Below are 17902 nucleotides of genomic sequence, written 5' to 3'. Positions count from 1 at the left end.
TGGTTTTCTGCTCGTTCATAGATAAGTAAGCGGCGATTGATCTCGCAGGCATCGTCAACCATGTCACTGTTCTTGAGTTCGCACCGGAGCTGAAGGCAGAGGAAGTCCTGCAAAAACGCCTCTACAGCCTGTCAAACGCGACTGTAGTGAAACATGTACAAATGAAAGAAATTACAGGTGACCTAAACGTAAACGGCATCACTTACATGGATCGTGAAACAGGCGAAGAACAACACGTTGAACTCCAAGCTGTCTTCGTCAAAATCGGTCTCGTGCCAAACACAGAGTGGTTAGACGGATCAGTCGAGTGCAACCGCATCGGCGAAATCGCAGTCGATAAACGCGGCAAACAAGCACCCCCGGCCTGTTGACTCATCACCGTTCACTTCCAAACATCATTCGTAATTGATTATCAATGATAAGTTATTAAACTTGTTTTCATCATAATTAATTTTTTCTTTCTAAAAGGTTTCACTTTCATGAGGGTACTATGATAAGGACACAATTTCTGTATTGACATATTGAAAAATGAAATATATATTTATTGTTGATATTGATAATCATTATCGTTTATTTATTTTCATTCTGCGGTTCATACAGCTATTTACTGAAGAATTAAATACTGGCTCTGGAGGACGTTTAATTGTAAAAAATCTCTGTGTAACGATTCCAGATAAAAAGGAACAACCATATCCTGAGGTCAGCGCCAATGTGTTTGAATTGCTATGGCTCTTGTACGGGAGACGGACATGATTTACATCGAGCTGCTCGTTTTTTTCGGATTATATCATTGCATTAAAGACGGCGAAGTCGTGAAGGCTGGGCTTGTGAAGAGGCGAGTACTGCGGGAAGTCTTTCAAATTGGCCCGAGAACAAATAAACCGAAGTGTGTTACTTACAATTTATTAAGAGGTGAAAATGAGCATGAAGAAACTATTAATCCCGTTTATGCTACTGCTGACGCTTATGATTAGTGCATGCGGCAATGAAGAGTCAGCAACAAAGGATAGCGGCTCAGCAAAAAAAGAATCTAAAACGATTACATACCAAGCGGAAACAGGACCAATCGAAGTTCCAGCCGATCCGCAAAGAGTTGTTATGCTTTCAGGGTATACCGGAAATGTGTTAGATTTAGGAGTCAACGTTGTCGGTGTAGACACTTGGTCTAAAAACAATCCAACCTTTAAAGAAAAGTTAAAAGATGTTCAAGAAGTTTCAGAAGATGACCTAGAAAAAATTATTGAATTAGAGCCAGATTTAATCATCGCGTTATCAACGGTAAAAAATTTAGACAAATTAAATGAGATCGCTCCTACTGTTACTTATACATGGGGTAAAGTAGATTATTTAACTCAGCACGTGGAAATTGGCAAGCTACTAAACAAAGAAAAAGAAGCCCGAGCATGGGTTGACGACTTTAAACAGCGGGCAGAAGAAATCGGAGAAGATATTCGCACAAAAATCGGCAAGGATTCAACTGTATCTGTTATTGAAGCATATGGAAAAGACCTTTATGTTTACGGTAATAACTGGGCGCGCGGTACAGAAATCTTATATCAAACGATGAAACTAAATATGCCTGAAAAAGTAAAGAAAGACGCATTAAAAGCAGGGTATTATACGTTATCAGCTGAAGTGCTTCCAAAATATGCGGGAGATTATGTCATTTTAAGTAAGTACTCTGATGCGAATACATCTTTCCAAGAAACAGACACATACAAGAACATTCCAGCTGTCAAAAATGGACATGTCATTGAAATGCAAGGTGAAGGCGCATCATTCACTGACCCAATCACACTTGAAAAACAACTAGCATTCTTTAAAAAAGCGTTTCTAGGAAACTAAGACTAGAAAAGCAGAGGTCTATTGAAAGGGGTTGGCCAAAGGGCAGCCCCTTTCCCATTCTAAGAAAGGAAAATGATGAGCTTTATGATAAGAAAAACTCAATCTTTTACCTCATTTGCCTTCAAACTCATCTTAGGAATTCTAGTGTTTATTGGTATGTTTTTTATGGCAATGGTATTTGGAGCTGCAGACGTTTCAGTTGAAGATGTATGGTTGGCTCTTTCGTCTTCTGCAACCGGCGATCATATTTCGATTATCCGTGATATTCGGTTACCTCGTGAAATAGCTGCGATTTTTGTTGGCGCAGCTCTTGCTGTCTCTGGTGCAATCATGCAAGGTATAACAAGAAACCCACTTGCTGATCCAGGTTTACTAGGATTATCTGCCGGGGCTTATGCAGCATTGGCTGTTACGATCGCTTTCATTCCATCAGCCAATTACTTTTTGACGATGGTTGCCTGTTTTATTGGAGCCGCACTCGGTGCCTTGTTGGTTTTTGGAATCGGTTCGATGAAAAAAGGCGGATTCTCTCCTTTCCGTATTGTATTAGCGGGTTCTGCTGTTTCCGCCTTTTTATACGCCATTGCTGAAGGGCTTGGCCTTTATTTTAAAATTTCTAAAGATATCTCGATGTGGACAGCAGGAGGGATGGTTGGAACAACTTGGAATCAACTGCGAATCATCGTACCTTTTATTATCATTGGAATTGTTGTTTCCTTTTTCCTCTCGAGACAACTTACCATTCTCAGCTTAAATGAAGAAGTTGCAGTTGGCTTAGGTCAAAATATCATCAGAATTAAAATCCTTCTATTTATTATCATTATCATTCTCGCGGGAGCATCTGTTGCTCTGGTTGGCAATATGACCTTTATCGGTCTTATGATTCCTCATATTGTTCGGGCAATTGTTGGAACCGATTATCGTTTTATTTTACCAATGTCTGCAACTTGCGGAGCTACTTTTATGCTATTTGCTGATACACTTGGCCGTACCTTAAATGCACCATATGAAACACCTGTTATAGCCATTGTCGCTATGCTTGGTTTACCGTTCTTCCTGATCATTGTCCGAAAGGGAGGAAAAACACTCTCATGATACATTCAGCATTAATCAAAAAACAGCGAATGATTTTATCGATTTCTCTAATACTCATCATAGCTACAGCTATAATTGGGATGGGAATAGGGTCTGCTAGTTTATCTTTTGACAGACTCATCCACACTCTATTAGGTCAAGGAACCTTTAAAGAGGAATTTATATTATATTCTATTCGCTTGCCTCGAATATTGATTACTTTATTAGCTGGGATGGCACTTGCTATGTCAGGTGCTATTTTGCAAGGAATCACAAAAAATGATTTAGCTGATCCAGGCATTATTGGGATTAACTCCGGTGCTGGGGTTGCCATTGCCGTTTTCTTTTTATTTTTCCCAGCTGAAGCTGGATCATTTGTTTATATGATTCCAATTGTTGGCTTTATAGGAGCGATTATAACGGGCTTCTTCATTTATCTGTTAGCCTATAACAAAAATAGTGGTATGCAGCCTATAGGCTTAGTCCTCATCGGAGTCGGATTCTCAACTGCACTTTCCGGAGCTATGATTGTCATTATTTCTTCTGCTGAACGGACAAAAGTTGATTTCATCGCCAAATGGCTGGCAGGGAATATTTGGGGTACAGATTGGCCATTCGTTGGGGCGCTCCTGCCTTGGTTAGTCATCTTGATTCCGTTTACTTTGTACAAAGCAAATCGACTAAATCTATTAGGATTAAGCGAGCCTGTAACCATTGGCGTTGGGGTTTCCATTGAAAGGGAGTGGATCGTTTTACTTTTAACAGCTGTCGCATTAGCGGCTGCTGCCGTTTCTGTCACAGGAGGTATTTCCTTTATCGGATTAATGGCCCCACATATCGCAAAAACTTTAGTAGGACCCAGAAATCAACTATTTATCCCTGTTGCTATTCTACTTGGCGGTTGGTTCTTATTATTCGCCGACACAATCGGACGTAATATCATTGAAACCACTATACCGGCTGGAATCATGGTCTCATTAATCGGGGCACCTTATTTTATTTATTTGCTATTGAAAAAGTAAAATCCATAAAAACGAGGCTGTTCCAATGAGTCTCCAAAAATTCATTTCAAAATGGACCCATTAAATCAAACCCTTTGGTAGTCCATTTTGCAGAGGTGGTATGAAAGGAAGGCGTTTTCTCTTTTCAGACGACCTCTTTTATCTATTAGAGTGAAAATCTAAAAAAACCTCATTTACTTTTGATCCAATGCCGTTCTGATCTGATTAACAGCCACCTTCTATCGAGGCTTGCTACGGTTTTATTTCAACAAAAAACTGCTTTGTTATAGCTGCTTCCTTGTCATCGTAGAGTCCGTGACAACCGAACGCCGCTTTTTCTGACTCTTTCTCCGGAAAATATTTGCATACTTATATCAATAGGCTGCCATAAATATGGTACTATTATTTTAAAAAAAGAGATTCAGAGGCTGAAACAATGAATGAACTTGTGTTTGAAAAGAGAGAATTTACTTCAGATCATGTCAATGTTGTAAAAGCAATGCATATAAATAACTATCCGATTGTGTACATCCTTTATAATGAGAAAAAGAAACCGACTGCATATATTGGGCAAACGGTTCAAGCTGCACGGCGTTTGAAGAATCATATAGATGATGAAAAGCGAAAGAAATTGAATCGCTTTATATTAATCGGGCATGAGAAATTTCATCAGTCTGCGACATACAATATTGAATCAAATTTAATTAACTATTTTATAGCCGATAACCGCTATCAGCTGCAAAATGTGAGCCAGACCAGGTCTAGGGAAATGCACAATTACTATCAGAAACCCTTTTATAATGAAAATATCTTTCAAGTCATTTGGGAGAAGCTGAGAAAAGAGAAAATTGTGGGCGATTCTCTTGAAAACCTTAGGAATAAAGACATTTATAAATTATCTCCTTATAAAGAGCTCTCGCCTCAGCAGCTTGATATTAAAAAGAAGATCCTTGATTTCTGTAAAGAACATATACAAAAAGAAGGAAATCATGTCATTGTTATTGAAGGAGACGCCGGCACAGGGAAAAGTGTCCTGTTAAGCTCCCTGTTTAATACAATTCAAGATTTAGCTAAGAGCGAAGACTCTTTTTTGGAAGAAACAGATAATTACTTGCTGGTGAATCATAGCGAAATGCTGAAAACCTATAAAAGCATCGCCAACAGCTTACCGAATTTAAAGAAAAAGAGTTTCATGAAGCCGACAACATTTATTAATGAGAAAACCAAGACGGGAGCAACAGCGGATATCGTATTAGTAGACGAAGCTCATCTGCTTCTGACAAAGGAAGATTCCTATAACAATTTCCGCTACCAAAACCAGCTGGATGAGATCATTAAGCGAAGTAAAATCACTGTTGTGATCTTTGATCCAAAACAAGTCTTAAAGATTAAAAGTTATTGGAACGATAGATTGCTCGAAGAAATCATCAATCAGTATGATGCGAAAACTGTGAAACTTACAGACCAAATGAGAATGAATGCCAATCCAGAAACGATGAAGTGGATTGACAGCTTTGTTGAAAAGAAAATTCTTTCTTTGCCGACTGAAGACTCCTCCTTCGAGCTAAAAATATTCGATGATGCTGCTGCGTTTAAGAAAGCCATTGAAAGTAAAAACAACAAAGACGGGCTCTCTCGGATTGTCTCGACATTTGATTATTTACATAAAAAAGATAAAAAGACGTACATCGTTGATGAAGAAGGGATTAACATGCCCTGGAACAGCACCCAGGATAAAGTGACATGGGCCGAAAATCCGACTTCAATTAAAGAAGTCGGCTCCATTTATACTGTTCAAGGGTTTGATTTAAATTACGTCGGCGTCGTTCTCGGCCCTTCCGTAAGCTATGATGAAGACAACGACGAACTGGTAATTAATACTTCCAAATACAAAGATACAGGGGCATTCATTTCTCGTACAGATTTGTCGCCAGAACAGAATGAACAAGTTAAAGAACAAATTATCTTAAATTCAATAAATGTCCTGATGAAACGGGGCATTCACGGCCTCTATATTTATGCGACAGACCCTAAATTAAGAAAAAGACTACTCGAGTTAGAAAGGGGAAAATCATCATGAGTGATATCCAAAACCTAATCAACGCAATCAACGAATTCAGAGATGAACGAAACTGGAGACAATACCATAACCCAAAAGACCTCGCCATCTCAATCTCCATCGAAGCAGCCGAGCTGCTCGAAGACTTCCAATGGATCAGCAGTGAAGAAGCACTCAAAGCCAATAAAGAAAACATCCGTGAAGAAATCGCAGATGTTTTAATCTACTCATTCATGTTATGTAACGATCTTGGACTGGATGTAAAAGAGATTGTGGAAGAGAAGATTGTGAAGAATGGGAGGAAGTATCCGGTTAATCATAATGGTTGAGACTCTCCTTTTAAGTAGAGAGAGCTTCTTTCCCAATTGAAGACCGCTCTCTCTATCTCCATGATGCGTTGATGATGATGGCGCTCTGCTCGTTTACTTACCGTAATCTCCCCACTTCATTTGCTTTTTAGCACCGTTCGCTAGCTCCCTGTTATTTTTTTAAAAAATGACATTTGTCACCCGATTTTCATGACCTCACTTACTAAAATCCGCCTCCCTCAGCTTATACAATGGAATGAGTAAATCAGGAGGTGGTCTGTAAGCCATGAGCGATGTTGTGAGCTTGACGAATGTGACAAAGACATTCCGCCAAAAAACGGCGGTTAATCAGATAGATTTTTCAATTAAAAAAGGAGAAATTATAGCCATTCTAGGGCCAAACGGCGCCGGGAAAACAACAACGATTTCTATGATATTGGGGCTGTTAAAACCGACGGCAGGCAATATCACATTATTCGGTTCCATGCCGCATGAAAAACGGGTGCGTGAAAAAATCGGCACGATGCTGCAGGAAGTCAGCGTCATGCCTGGTTTGCGTGCAGGTGAAATCATCGAACTCGTTAGGAGCTACTACCCAAAGCCTCTATCCTTTCAAAAGCTTAGAGCGTTGACAGGTTTGACAGACAAGGATTTAAAAACACAGGCGGAAAAATTGTCAGGTGGGCAAAAGCGGCGTCTCGGCTTTGCCTTGGCGCTTGCCGGCGATCCAGAACTGATGATCTTTGACGAACCCACGGTCGGAATGGATATCACTTCAAGAAACCGCTTTTGGCAAACGGTTCAAACGCTCGCAGAGCAAGGAAAAACGATCATTTTTTCTACACACTACTTACAGGAAGCAGATGATGCCGCGCAACGAATCTTGCTGTTTAAAGACGGCAGCATAGTAGCTGACGGGACGCCGCTCCAAATAAAATCAAGAATATCGAAGCATTCAGTTTCATTTATAGTCGATCCCGAACAGTCGCTTGAAAAGCTGTATCAGCACCCGGAAATCAAACAGATTTTTCGTAAAAACAACCGGGTTTACATCGACACGGCCAATACGGACAAAATATTGGAACTCATTTTCGCAGAAAAGATCGGCGCTTATGATATTCAAATTGAACGCGGAAACCTTGAAGAGGCGTTTCGCCAGCTGACAGGCAAAGGAGACGATGTAAAATGAATGTATTTCAGATGCAATGCAGAATGGAAATCAAAAGAATGCTTCGAAACCGCTATTTTGTCTTTTGGTCATTGGCCATGCCGATTGCTTTTTATTATATTTTTACAAATGTCGTCAATACGAATGCTCCCGACCCTGCGGCTTGGAATGCGCATTATTTAATGTCAATGACAACATTCAGCGTCATGGGCTCTTCGATCATGACGCTCGGCATCCGCATGGTTCAAGAACGGACCCAAGGCTGGTCGACGTTCATACGCGTAACGCCTCTTCCCGACCACATTTATTTTATCGCTCAAATGGCGGGGCAAAGCGTCATTCATATTCTTTCGATCACAGTCATCTTCTTAGCCGGCGCCTTGATTAACGGCGTTTCTTTATCCCCGTTGGAATGGTTCCTGTGCGGATTGTGGGCCCTGCTTGGCTCGCTCCCTTTTCTTGCGATCGGGACACTGATCGGGATGATGAAAAAAGTGGATACAGCAGCCGGAATCAGCAATGTGCTGTATATGGGGCTCGCCGTATGCGGAGGGATGTGGATGCCGCTTGAAATTATGCCAAAAATGATGCAGAATATCGGCTTTTGGCTGCCATCCTATCATTATGGCAGCGGTGCCTGGGAAATCGCTCAAGGTCAAATACCAAACTGGAAAAATATTCTCATCCTATTAGCCTATTTAGTCATTATTATGCTACTATCTAAATATATAAGAAGAAAACAAGAAGCGGTGTGAGTAAGAATGAAAAAAAACTTCAGCATGTTTCCGAAACGGTACGGCTTTTTTCCCTATATCTTTTTAATCTATTTACTGCTGCCTATTTCTTATTTGACGAATCAGACCTCTGGGATCAAACAGCTGATCGGTTTTGGACTCGTGCTGCTTTTCTTAGTGACGTACCGCCAGCTTTTTTTTATTTCGCCGCAAAAAAAATTATTTACTTACTGGCTGGCCATCCAGCTTTCGATCATTTTGATCTACACTGTATTTTATGATATCAATTTAGTCTTTTTAGGCTTTTTTTCAGCGAACTTTATCGGCTATTACAGGGAAAAAAAGATATTTCGGCGCGGGCTTGCCAGCCTGGTTGTTGTATTGGTCGCCCCTTTTATCTATCATCTGCTGAAAGATCCTTCCCTGCTAAATCGGCTCTTTTATTTTCTGCCCTTTCTTGTGATTATGCTCATTTCACCATACGGCATCCGCTCCATGAACCGCCGCATGGAACTGGAACAAGAGCTTGATGAGGCAAATCAGCAAATTAAGGAACTGGTCAAACGCGAGGAGCGTGTACGAATTGCCCGTGATCTGCATGATACACTTGGCCATACTCTCTCACTGCTGACATTAAAAAGCCAGCTTGTCCAGCGTACCATCGCCAGCGACCCCGAACGGGCGCGAAAAGAAGCAAGAGAAATGGAAACCACATCAAGAGCAGCTTTAAAACAAGTCCGGGAACTCGTGTCTGATATGAAAACGGCAACGATCGCAGAAGAGCTCATCCACATCCAGCAAATCCTGCGGGCTGCAGACATCACATTCGAATACATGGGAGGTTCCGATTTTTCAAATATCTCTCCTGTCACACAAAACATTGTCAGCATGGGTATACGCGAAGCCGCCACAAATATCGTCAAACACAGCCGCGCCACCCATTGCACCATTTCCATCTCTCAAACAGATGATAAAATAAGCATTACCATCAAAGACGACGGAATGGGGATGGATCAGCAAACACCATTTGGTAACGGCTTGCGCGGAATGAAAGAAAGACTTGCATTAATCGACGGCGCTCTCGACGTTTCAACCCATAACGGTACAGTTTTAAACATCACCGTTCCGATTGTAAAGAAAGCTGAACGAAAGGAAACAATCCAATGATTCGTTTATTTATTGCCGAAGACCAAAGAATGCTGTTAAGCGCGCTGGGGGCCTTGCTTGATCTTGAAGAAGACATGGAAGTGATCGGCCAGGCGACAAACGGCGAAGAAGCGCTCACCGCCATTCTCAAACTAGAACCGGACGTCTGCCTCATGGATATCGAAATGCCCGTCAAAAGCGGCTTAGAAGTGGCAGAAGAGCTGATGAAACGGGGCTCAAAAAGTAAGGTTATCATATTAACAACATTTGCCCGCCCCGGCTACTTCGAGCGCGCCGTCAAAAGCAATGTCCACGGCTACCTGCTCAAAGACGGGGAAATCGACGACCTCGCAGACGCCATCCGAAAATGCACGGAAGGAAAGCGAATCTTCAGCCCGGAACTCACCTTTGATGCCATCCGCAAGGTAAACCCGCTCACCGAACGCGAGCAGGAAATCCTGCGATTGGCGGCTTTAGGAATGACGACGAAAGAAATTGCCGCCGAGTTATTTTTGTCAGCAGGCACCGTCCGGAATTATATTTCTGAGATTATGCATAAGCTGGATGCGAAGAACCGGACGGAGGCGGCGAAGGTTGCTGAGGGGGAGGGGTGGATTTGAATAATGTTAATTTAAACCAACTGTGAGAAATTTCATCTCCATAGGTAAATATCAACCTTTCTCCACCCTTTTTAGCATAGTATTTCTCTACTTTATTCATTAATTGTATTAGCAAACTATGATCCTTGCCGATGGATAACTTGAAGGATAAATAAATGTTATTTTCTTTCTTGCTATCTATTGAACAACTCCTAATAGGCGTTTTTGAAACAATAATGTTTACCAATAAAAAACATACTTCTTATAACTTTGTCTATTCAAACTAACATGATTACATTATTAATAGCCATCATTCTGTTAAGAAAGCTAATTATCATTAAATAGTTCTATTATTTTGTTTATTAGTCGCATAAAATCGGTATCATTATTCGATGCGATATTTTCCAACACCTTTTTTTCAAATTTATCTTTACTTACTCCTAATTTTTTCGCTATCATACCCATCGTAATATTAAAAACATTTTTTCCATCTAATAACTCTAGCCAGCTTGTTTCCCAATTTTCTTCAGCATATGTTTCTTCCATATAATTAAAAACATTTATTAAATCGGCAAGAACGTCGTTCCAATTATTACCATTAAAAAGATTTTTAATATAACTTTCATGATTTTTTAAATTGTCTACCTTTAAATCTTTTTGTTTTATAAATGATTCTATAGTACTTAGCTTATTTCTTAATAATGAATTCATATATTTTTTCTTTGTATATTGTAATTGTTCATCTGCAATAGATCTAACCCTATCTTCTATTTCATTTATACTTATCTCATTAATTCCAAAAAAATTTGTAAACTCATCGCAAACTTCTTTAATGATGTTTAAATCTAGAAAATAATTTTCTATTTCATGTTTTTCTAATACTATGAAGTGCCTATCAAAATAATCTACATCTCTATTCCTCATCTCTTTTATTGATTTTTCATCTCTTGTGTCTCGATCAATAAGAAATACAAATCTTGGATCCAGAAGGTATTTTTTAACTTTTACTAAACCGTTAAAAGTTCTAATTATTTCAGCGCAATTCCCCAATTCTCTTACTTTAATATTCTCTTCTGCTAATAGGTTTTGAAGTAAAGTAACTTCTGTATTTCCTTCCACAAATAAAATCTTATCATTTGTATAGCTCAAACCAAGACTTCTTAGTGTTTTTTCACAGGATTCATATTCAATTTTATCTATAGATCTTTTTCCTAAAACATAATTTTCTCCGTTTCCAAAATTATTATAAATTAATGTTTTTGAATGCGTAATTAAATATGTTTGTCCTAATCTTAAATTAGTGAAATCAATTTTTGAAGAACTTATGTCGCCCAAAAGTTTAGTAAATCTACAAGTAAGTTCTTCGTGCAAGTGATTCTCTGGTTCGTCAATAACTAGAATTCCCATATCTTCTATATAAGCCAATAACAAGAAGCTATACCAGACTAACTTCTCTCCAGAACTAAATTTTCTAACGTCAAAGTTTTTTCCGTTTCCATCACTATTTGCTAATAGTATAAATTGATTTTCTCTTACCTTACCAGAAAAATTAGAAACTTTAATATATGGAATTAATTCATTAAGTAACTTTTTTGCTTCATCAAAGTATTTATTCTTTTTAGGTGTCAAAGGAATTATTCTTTGATAGATATGATCATTTATCATTAGAGAATATAAATTATAGTATATCTTTTCTGGTTCTAAAACAAAGTCAACTATTGGAGAGAACTCATTCTTGCCATCAAGTTTTACCTCTTGAAACGTAATATCTCTCTCTCCTACTGTTTTGTCAGCAGAAATATATGCAATGATGCTTTTGGGTTGATCTAAGTCCCAAAAACTATTTAGAACCTCCTCTTGAATAAAATTTTCTGTTTTAATATTCCATTTTACGTTTTCAGTTAAAACTTCTTGCACAAATAGAGTTAATTTTATATCAAAATACTCAGGGATTTCAGTTCCGAATTCGCTATTTTGCAATAACCTTTGAATTTTATGCGAAGATAAATTACTAAAGTCTTCTTTTTCGAATTGAAGTTCTGTAACTATTGAAGATTCTTCACTTCTAATAAAATCAAAAAACTCCTTACCTATCATATCTTCTAATACTATATCTTTATATGTATTCATTAAATTATTCATCATTCTCTTTGCAAAGTATGCTTTCTGAATCAGCATTACTGACTCAAAGATAGTCGTTTTACCTGAACCATTTCGACCACTAATTGTATTTATTCTTTTGGCACCATCAAAATTCAAACATATACTTGAATTAAAACGTTTAATGGAATTTAGTACAATATTTTTTATTTTCATTTTTTCACTCCTTAAAATGAAAGTCCTCGATTATTATACCAAAAGATAGCTTATATCTTTTTACAGATATAAGCTATCTTTATTAATGAATTTTCATTTAACACATAGTCTTACTCACTTATGATAAGGCTCCCCCCGGTTAATCCGAAACGCCCGATAAACCTGCTCCAGCAAAATCAGCCGCATGAGCTGATGCGGGAACGTCATCCTTGAAAACGACAGCTTTTCATCTGCGCGCTTCAGGACGGCGTCGCTCAAGCCGAGTGAGCCGCCGATGACGAAGGTTACCTTGCTCTTTCCATATGTGGCGAGTCTATCCATATTATCGGCTAATTCTTCCGAACTTTTCATTTTTCCTTCGATTGCCAGGGCGATGACGTGGGCGTCGGGGCTGATTTTGGAGAGGATTCGTTCGCCTTCTTTGTCTTTGACGATTTTCATGTCCTGGTCACTTAAATTTTCCGGCGCTTTTTCGTCCGGCAGTTCGATGATGTCGACTTTTGCGTATGCCGAAAGCCGTTTTATGTATTCGTCAATTCCTTGTTTTAAATATTTTTCTTTTAGTTTTCCGATTGCTACGATTGATATATTCACAGGTCATCCCCACTTTAAGAACAAGTTATTCAGAAGCATTATCCACAATTGTGGATAAAGGTTGTGTATTTAGTGTCCGATCATTCGTTCCCCACTATATATACTGCAGGCTTATCGCACAATTCACAGGTTGTGGATAAACTGTGTGTATGTTCGATTTTTCTGATTTCAGGGGCCAATTCTTCTTCATCCACATACATGTCAATGACGGTTTCAATATGCTCTTCGCAAGACTTCATAAAAGTCCCTCCAATATCTGTATCATTGGGCTCTTTTATAAAAAAGCTCCTTATTCAATATACCCTATTTATGCACATGTTAGTAGGTTTTAGCATGACTTCGCGCGGTTATCCACAAGCTTTTTATATTCCTCTGGATAACTCTGTTTTCCCTAAATAAAAAACACCAGCTACCCTCGCTGATGCTCTAATCTTTTTCTATACTACTTCTCTTTTTTCCTGAACAACTAAAGAATGCTGATTCGTGATATGCTGCAAATATGAAACGTTAAGAATGAAAGTCCAAAACCCGTTAACCGGCTTTTTAGAGAACCTCATAAACGATTTTCTAACCTTAAATGCACTAACTAGATTTATCGTCCAAAAAAGGAGAAATGAGAGCTGCGGGAGGAAGCTGTGTCCGGGGCGCAGCGGGAGAAGCAAAATGCTGTTGCTGTATGGCAGCAACTCTTCTCTTTGAAATGTGATTGAGTAAAAAGTCCAAAAAGGCTCCAAAATTGAAAAGACGCTTAGCAGCAGCGTCACTTTAATGGCGACATAGGGGAGCTTAATTTGGCATCGTTCTAAATTCTTTCTTCTTGAAAGAAACCAGTACGGGATGTATATGCCAGACGTTATGATTGTTAATAACACCGCATATATGGCTTTTATTTTCGGAAATTCTTCTAATTCCTTACTCATGCTGAAACACTCTTCTTTCCTTAAAACTGTTCTTCCAGGTCTTTTTATCCTTGTCATCTATACTTTTCCACTTTCCTTATCAAAATGTACTATATTGAATGCAATAAATCAAAATCCATTGAAGTGTCAAATTGGGATTTTCTTAGGTATATGGATTCTTTTTTTTGACCTGAATAAAAAAACTATATCATTTTACCTAATCCTTATTTCGTATTCACCTGCAGAAATTCGACAATCAATAGGACATTATTCGTCATATTTTTACCTTTGTAATATGCAATCTGTCATTGCGTAACATAAAGAGGTTCATTCGAATCATTTTGTCTTTTTTTCGTTATTTCCCACCTCTCTCAAATAGGAATAATGACACGCTTTGTTTCATGTGGAACATTGGCCATGAAAAAAGATCAAAGCTTCACAGCTTTGATCTTACAGCCTCTTGCTCATATGCAAATCCGTCGTCTCAAAATTCATTTTTTCATAAAGCCGCTTCGCCTTTTTATTATGGGCGAATACATGCAGGGACAGCTTTTGGACTCCTAATTGCTTTGCCTCTTCTTCTAAGACGGCTAAAGCCTGCTGGCCGATTCCCTGCCCTCGATACGCTTCATAAAGCCCGAAATCGTAAATAAATGCTTCCTTTTGAGGATGGTGCGGGTCAGCGTAGAGCCAAAGCCAACCTGCGGCATCCTCACTGTCGTCCATGATTGACCATAGATGATGGTTGTTCGTTTCAATGCCGTTTGGCAAAAGAGCTGCAAATTGCTCTTCTGCTTTCTCCATCGCTTCCGCCACTGTCCATGTGCCCGCTTTTACTTTCTCCATGGCGTAATGCTGGATGGAATAGGCATGGTATGTCTTAAAGTCTTCTTCCGTCATTGGCATTAAACGGATTGCCGGTTTTTTTCTCGGTTTGTTTAAGTCAATTTTAATTTTTGATTTCAACATCAAATTGTGCTTCACTTCCTTGTTTATTGATCATGATGCTTTGCTCAGCCATTCGCTTTTCGGCTCGGAAAGTTTATTGATTCTGTGCTGAATGTAAATGACATTCAAAAGGAACGCAAAAATGGATCCATTCGCAGGTTCTTTGCCTGAGAGCTTGTTTAATGAAGCGGTCACCACCAGTGCGCAGTAAATCAAAACACCTGCGGACAGAATCAAAATCACGCGGTCGAGCAGCATATAAAGGCTGTAATGCATGTCAGGAAAAGCGATTTTTGCTGATATTCTAATTGGAATCGAAAATAAATGATAAAATATGATAGCTTTTAACGTGGTGTAGGGAATATCATGATAAGGCAGCAAATCGAAGCTTTTTTTCCTGGATAGAAACCAGTATGGTATGTAAACCCCCAGTGTGATCAGACATAGCACAAAAACGGACACGATACTTCTGCTCTTTACATTAGACAGCGTTTTCAACGCAGTCTGCACATTGTCGTTCATATCATTCCTCCGGACACTCGTTTTCCAAACAAATGAATTGAATGAATTTTTTCATAGCAGCGGCACACCCCCTCAATATATTCTTTTCTCTGCTTTTAGACAATATGACTTAGGTACCAATATGACAAATGTACTATTTTTTAAAAAGGATTGCCGCCTTCTCGATTAGCTGAAAAATGTGTGACAACCGTTTTTATGTCATAAGAATGAAACAAAAAACAAAGAGCCTGATTGGAATTCAGGCTCTTTTGTTTACCGCTGTATACTTTTTTGAAGAGAAATCTGCCAGTTGATGCCGGTGCCAATATGGTGTGTTTTGGCAAAGGATCCTTGATTGAGGGCAATACCCAGGCGGTCTAATGAATTGATATAAACAACCGGCTTACCGACCGGCATATCGGCAAACGACCGTCCAAAAGCCATCGTTTGCTGATAGACTTTGGTGTCCTCTTGTTTGATGACCACTTCCACAGGATCTCCGTATTGAACGTCAAGTGACTTGAACAGTTTACGGCTGATATTTGTCCAAAGGTTTCCAAACCGGATATCTAAAATGTCGATCGTTCCGGTTATCCAATCATTTTCGATATAAGCTTCCATGACCGGAAGTTTGACGATGGAATCTGTTGAAACTTCAGGACCGATCCGGTCGAAGCTTAGAATCCCGGCTGCCAGTCTTGCCCCGGTGTAAGCGTAAATGTCGCGGCCATGGAATGTATGTGATTCGCCTGATCTCGGAAGCCTGTTTTGCGCTTCATCAAGATAGCGCGCTTCGACAATCCCATTTTGCCGGCTGATATGGGTGAGTGTTCCGTTGTCCGGTGTGATGATATATTGATCGGAAGAGGTTCTGACTGCGACGCTGCGGCGTTCTGAGCCGACCCCTGGATCGACGACCGACACGAAGACAGTGCCTTCAGGCCAATAAGAAACGGACTGCAGCAGCCGATAGGAAGCTTCCCAAATGTGAAAAACGGGAATGTTGTGCGTCAAATCAAAAATCCGGAGTGAACTGTCAACCGAATAAGCCACACCGTACATCGCATTTACTGCCCCGTCATCAAGGCCAAAATCAGATTGTAATACAAGTGCATGCTGACTCATCCTATCTTCCTTTCCGCCCTGATCTTTTAAACTCTGCATTGAATCGGCCATTTGTCAGAATATTAAAGTCATCATATCGTACGCAAAATTGAAACGCAATATGATGCTTTGTCCATTTTTTACAAACTATAATTTTTATAGGGCAAAAACTTGGAATTCACACCCAAAAATTCGATTATTCACTCAGAAAAAATCTCATTTCACTCTCCAAAAATCACATTTTTTCCTTTTGACGATCATTCGTAGGGCGCGTCATAATAATAAAAAAACAGCCCGGCCGTACCGGCCAGACTGTCTTGATCAGCTTCCCAATTGTGATCTGGTCAGCTTTACTTCTGTTGTTTTTTCTTTTCCGCCCCGCAGGTATTTGATTTTTACCTTGTCGCCGACGTTTTTGGTGTAAAGCTTTTTACGCAGATCAACAATATCGTAAACACGGTCACCGTTAAATTCGACGATGACATCAAGCTCTTTCAAACCGGCTCTGCCTGCAGGAGACACCGGCTGAACGCCCATCACAACAACGCCTGATGTTACGTTTTTCGGCAGTTTAAGCGTTTCCTGCCAGTGGTAGCTTGCGATGTCGCCAAGTGATTTCATCTCAATTCCGAGATACGGCCGTCTCACTTCACCGTACGTTTCCAAATCTTCGATAACCGGAATGGCAAGGTTGGCCGGAATGCTCAGGCCAATGCCTTCGACGGCTGATTCAGCGATTTTCATCGAATTAATGCCGATGACTTTTCCATCAATATTAAACAGGCCGCCTCCGCTGTTACCCGGGTTAATGGCAGCATCTGTCTGCAATACTTCAGCATTCCAGTCCGGCTGTCCGTCTCCGTTTGAATCGACCGGAACTGCACGTTCGGTACCTGAGATGATACCTTGTGTAACAGATCCTGAAAACTGCAGGCCAAGCGGATTTCCAATCGCGATGACAGGCTCGCCTGTCTTCACTTTATCAGAATTTCCAAATTCAGCAGCAGCTTTTATTTTATTGCTGTTGACTTGCAGAACGGCCAGATCCATCAGCTTATCACTGCCGATCAGTTTTGCCGGAATCCGTGTTCCGTCATTCAGGCTGACTTCAATTTGGGACGCCCCTTCAATGACATGGTGGTTGGTCACAATGTGGGATGTGTTGCCGTCCTTTTTATAAATAACGCCCGAGCCTGTTCCCGCTTCGCTGTCACCATCCCATACACCTGTCTTTTGGATGTTGATAACGCCGACAACAGAATCAGAAACCTTAGAGACCACTTGCGTGACTTCATTATTCACGTTGACGGATACATTGCGGACCGTACCGCCCTGCTGAGTTCCTTGACCTCCGCGCGCTTCGATGACTTGCAGATTATACGGCAGCCATCCCTGCTGCGAGAGGTACGGCAAGGCAAACACTGTTAAAAGAGCGCCGATAACGGCGCCGATCAGGCTTGAAAACAAAAAGCTTCTCCAATTTCTCACCGGCTTTTCCCGAACGAATTTTTCCTCATCATGATTAAACTCCACTATATTCAAATCCTTTCAAGGAACGATATATGTATATAGTGTGGATCATCTGCCTGCAGATTAATCATTCAAT

At 40.0% G+C, this 17902-nt stretch carries 17 protein-coding genes and 2 pseudogenes; 11 read left to right on the top strand and 8 right to left on the bottom strand.

Annotated features, from left to right (window positions below):
• Positions 1-29 precede the first annotated feature (29 nt).
• The 11 genes and pseudogenes from M1E06_RS00345 to M1E06_RS00295 all read left to right on the top strand — a co-directional run.
• Positions 30-362: pseudogene (locus M1E06_RS00345) on the top strand (FAD-dependent oxidoreductase); the annotation flags it as partial.
• Positions 363-748: 386 nt separating this feature from the next.
• Positions 749-974, top strand: a pseudogene (locus M1E06_RS00340) (iron-enterobactin transporter ATP-binding protein); the annotation flags it as partial.
• The gene (locus tag M1E06_RS00335; protein ID WP_041817479.1) at positions 925-1845 is read left to right on the top strand and encodes an iron-hydroxamate ABC transporter substrate-binding protein; all 921 of its coding nucleotides are present in this window, start codon (positions 925-927) and stop codon (positions 1843-1845) included. The pseudogene M1E06_RS00340 and the gene M1E06_RS00335, both read left to right, overlap by 50 nt.
• An 84-nt stretch (positions 1846-1929) precedes the next feature.
• Positions 1930-2940: a FecCD family ABC transporter permease gene (locus M1E06_RS00330; RefSeq protein ID WP_035339312.1), complete on the top strand. Its 1011-nt coding sequence runs from the start codon at positions 1930-1932 to the stop codon at positions 2938-2940.
• Positions 2937-3941, top strand: a complete 1005-nt coding sequence (locus tag M1E06_RS00325; RefSeq protein WP_035338098.1) for a FecCD family ABC transporter permease — start codon at positions 2937-2939, stop codon at positions 3939-3941. The genes M1E06_RS00330 and M1E06_RS00325 overlap by 4 nt, the downstream gene beginning before the upstream one ends.
• 415 nt (positions 3942-4356) lie before the next feature.
• Positions 4357-6000, top strand: a complete 1644-nt coding sequence (locus M1E06_RS00320; RefSeq protein WP_025810507.1) for a DUF2075 domain-containing protein — start codon at positions 4357-4359, stop codon at positions 5998-6000.
• Positions 5997-6308 (top strand): nucleotide pyrophosphohydrolase, encoded by a 312-nt coding sequence (locus M1E06_RS00315; protein ID WP_023856830.1) that lies wholly within the window; start codon positions 5997-5999, stop codon positions 6306-6308. Before M1E06_RS00320 ends, M1E06_RS00315 begins: the two co-directional genes overlap by 4 nt.
• 265 nt (positions 6309-6573) lie before the next feature.
• Complete coding sequence (locus M1E06_RS00310; protein WP_035338100.1) at positions 6574-7476, top strand: ABC transporter ATP-binding protein; 903 nt, start codon at positions 6574-6576, stop codon at positions 7474-7476.
• The gene (locus tag M1E06_RS00305) at positions 7473-8210 is read left to right on the top strand and encodes an ABC transporter permease (RefSeq protein ID WP_035338102.1); all 738 of its coding nucleotides are present in this window, start codon (positions 7473-7475) and stop codon (positions 8208-8210) included. Before M1E06_RS00310 ends, M1E06_RS00305 begins: the two co-directional genes overlap by 4 nt.
• Positions 8211-8216: 6 nt before the next feature.
• Positions 8217-9356, top strand: coding sequence for a sensor histidine kinase (locus tag M1E06_RS00300; protein ID WP_035338104.1), 1140 nt, complete (start codon positions 8217-8219; stop codon positions 9354-9356).
• A complete protein-coding gene (locus M1E06_RS00295) occupies positions 9353-9955 on the top strand; it encodes a response regulator transcription factor (RefSeq protein ID WP_035338106.1) in 603 nt (200 codons plus the stop codon). The genes M1E06_RS00300 and M1E06_RS00295 overlap by 4 nt, the downstream gene beginning before the upstream one ends.
• A 306-nt stretch (positions 9956-10261) precedes the next feature.
• On the opposite strand, the gene M1E06_RS00290 is transcribed toward M1E06_RS00295, so the two are convergent.
• From M1E06_RS00290 to M1E06_RS00255, 8 genes are all read right to left on the bottom strand, one after another.
• The gene (locus M1E06_RS00290; protein ID WP_456270540.1) at positions 10262-12250 is read right to left on the bottom strand and encodes an AAA family ATPase; all 1989 of its coding nucleotides are present in this window, start codon (positions 12248-12250) and stop codon (positions 10262-10264) included.
• Between the two features lie 114 nt (positions 12251-12364).
• On the bottom strand, positions 12365-12844 hold the full coding sequence (rlmH, locus tag M1E06_RS00285; protein WP_003177946.1) for a 23S rRNA (pseudouridine(1915)-N(3))-methyltransferase RlmH: 480 nt from the start codon (positions 12842-12844) through the stop codon (positions 12365-12367).
• Between the two features lie 80 nt (positions 12845-12924).
• Entirely contained in the window at positions 12925-13083 is a 159-nt protein-coding gene (locus M1E06_RS00280; protein WP_003177948.1) for a CxxH/CxxC protein, read from the bottom strand.
• Between the two features lie 198 nt (positions 13084-13281).
• Entirely contained in the window at positions 13282-13764 is a 483-nt protein-coding gene (locus tag M1E06_RS00275) for a DUF4234 domain-containing protein (RefSeq protein WP_025810499.1), read from the bottom strand.
• A 429-nt stretch (positions 13765-14193) separates the two neighbouring features.
• On the bottom strand, positions 14194-14712 hold the full coding sequence (locus M1E06_RS00270; protein ID WP_035338110.1) for a GNAT family N-acetyltransferase: 519 nt from the start codon (positions 14710-14712) through the stop codon (positions 14194-14196).
• A 30-nt stretch (positions 14713-14742) separates the two neighbouring features.
• Positions 14743-15213, bottom strand: a complete 471-nt coding sequence (locus M1E06_RS00265) for a hypothetical protein (protein ID WP_020453614.1) — start codon at positions 15211-15213, stop codon at positions 14743-14745.
• A 252-nt stretch (positions 15214-15465) separates the two neighbouring features.
• Positions 15466-16317: an SAM hydrolase/SAM-dependent halogenase family protein gene (locus tag M1E06_RS00260; protein WP_035338112.1), complete on the bottom strand. Its 852-nt coding sequence runs from the start codon at positions 16315-16317 to the stop codon at positions 15466-15468.
• Positions 16318-16617: 300 nt separating this feature from the next.
• Complete coding sequence (locus M1E06_RS00255; RefSeq protein ID WP_035338114.1) at positions 16618-17829, bottom strand: S1C family serine protease; 1212 nt, start codon at positions 17827-17829, stop codon at positions 16618-16620.
• Positions 17830-17902: the final 73 nt, after the last annotated feature.

The sequence above is a fragment of the Bacillus sp. AK124 genome (assembly GCF_053903085.1).
Note: the sequence above shows the minus strand (reverse complement) of the source record. Positions and strands in the feature narration are given on the sequence as shown.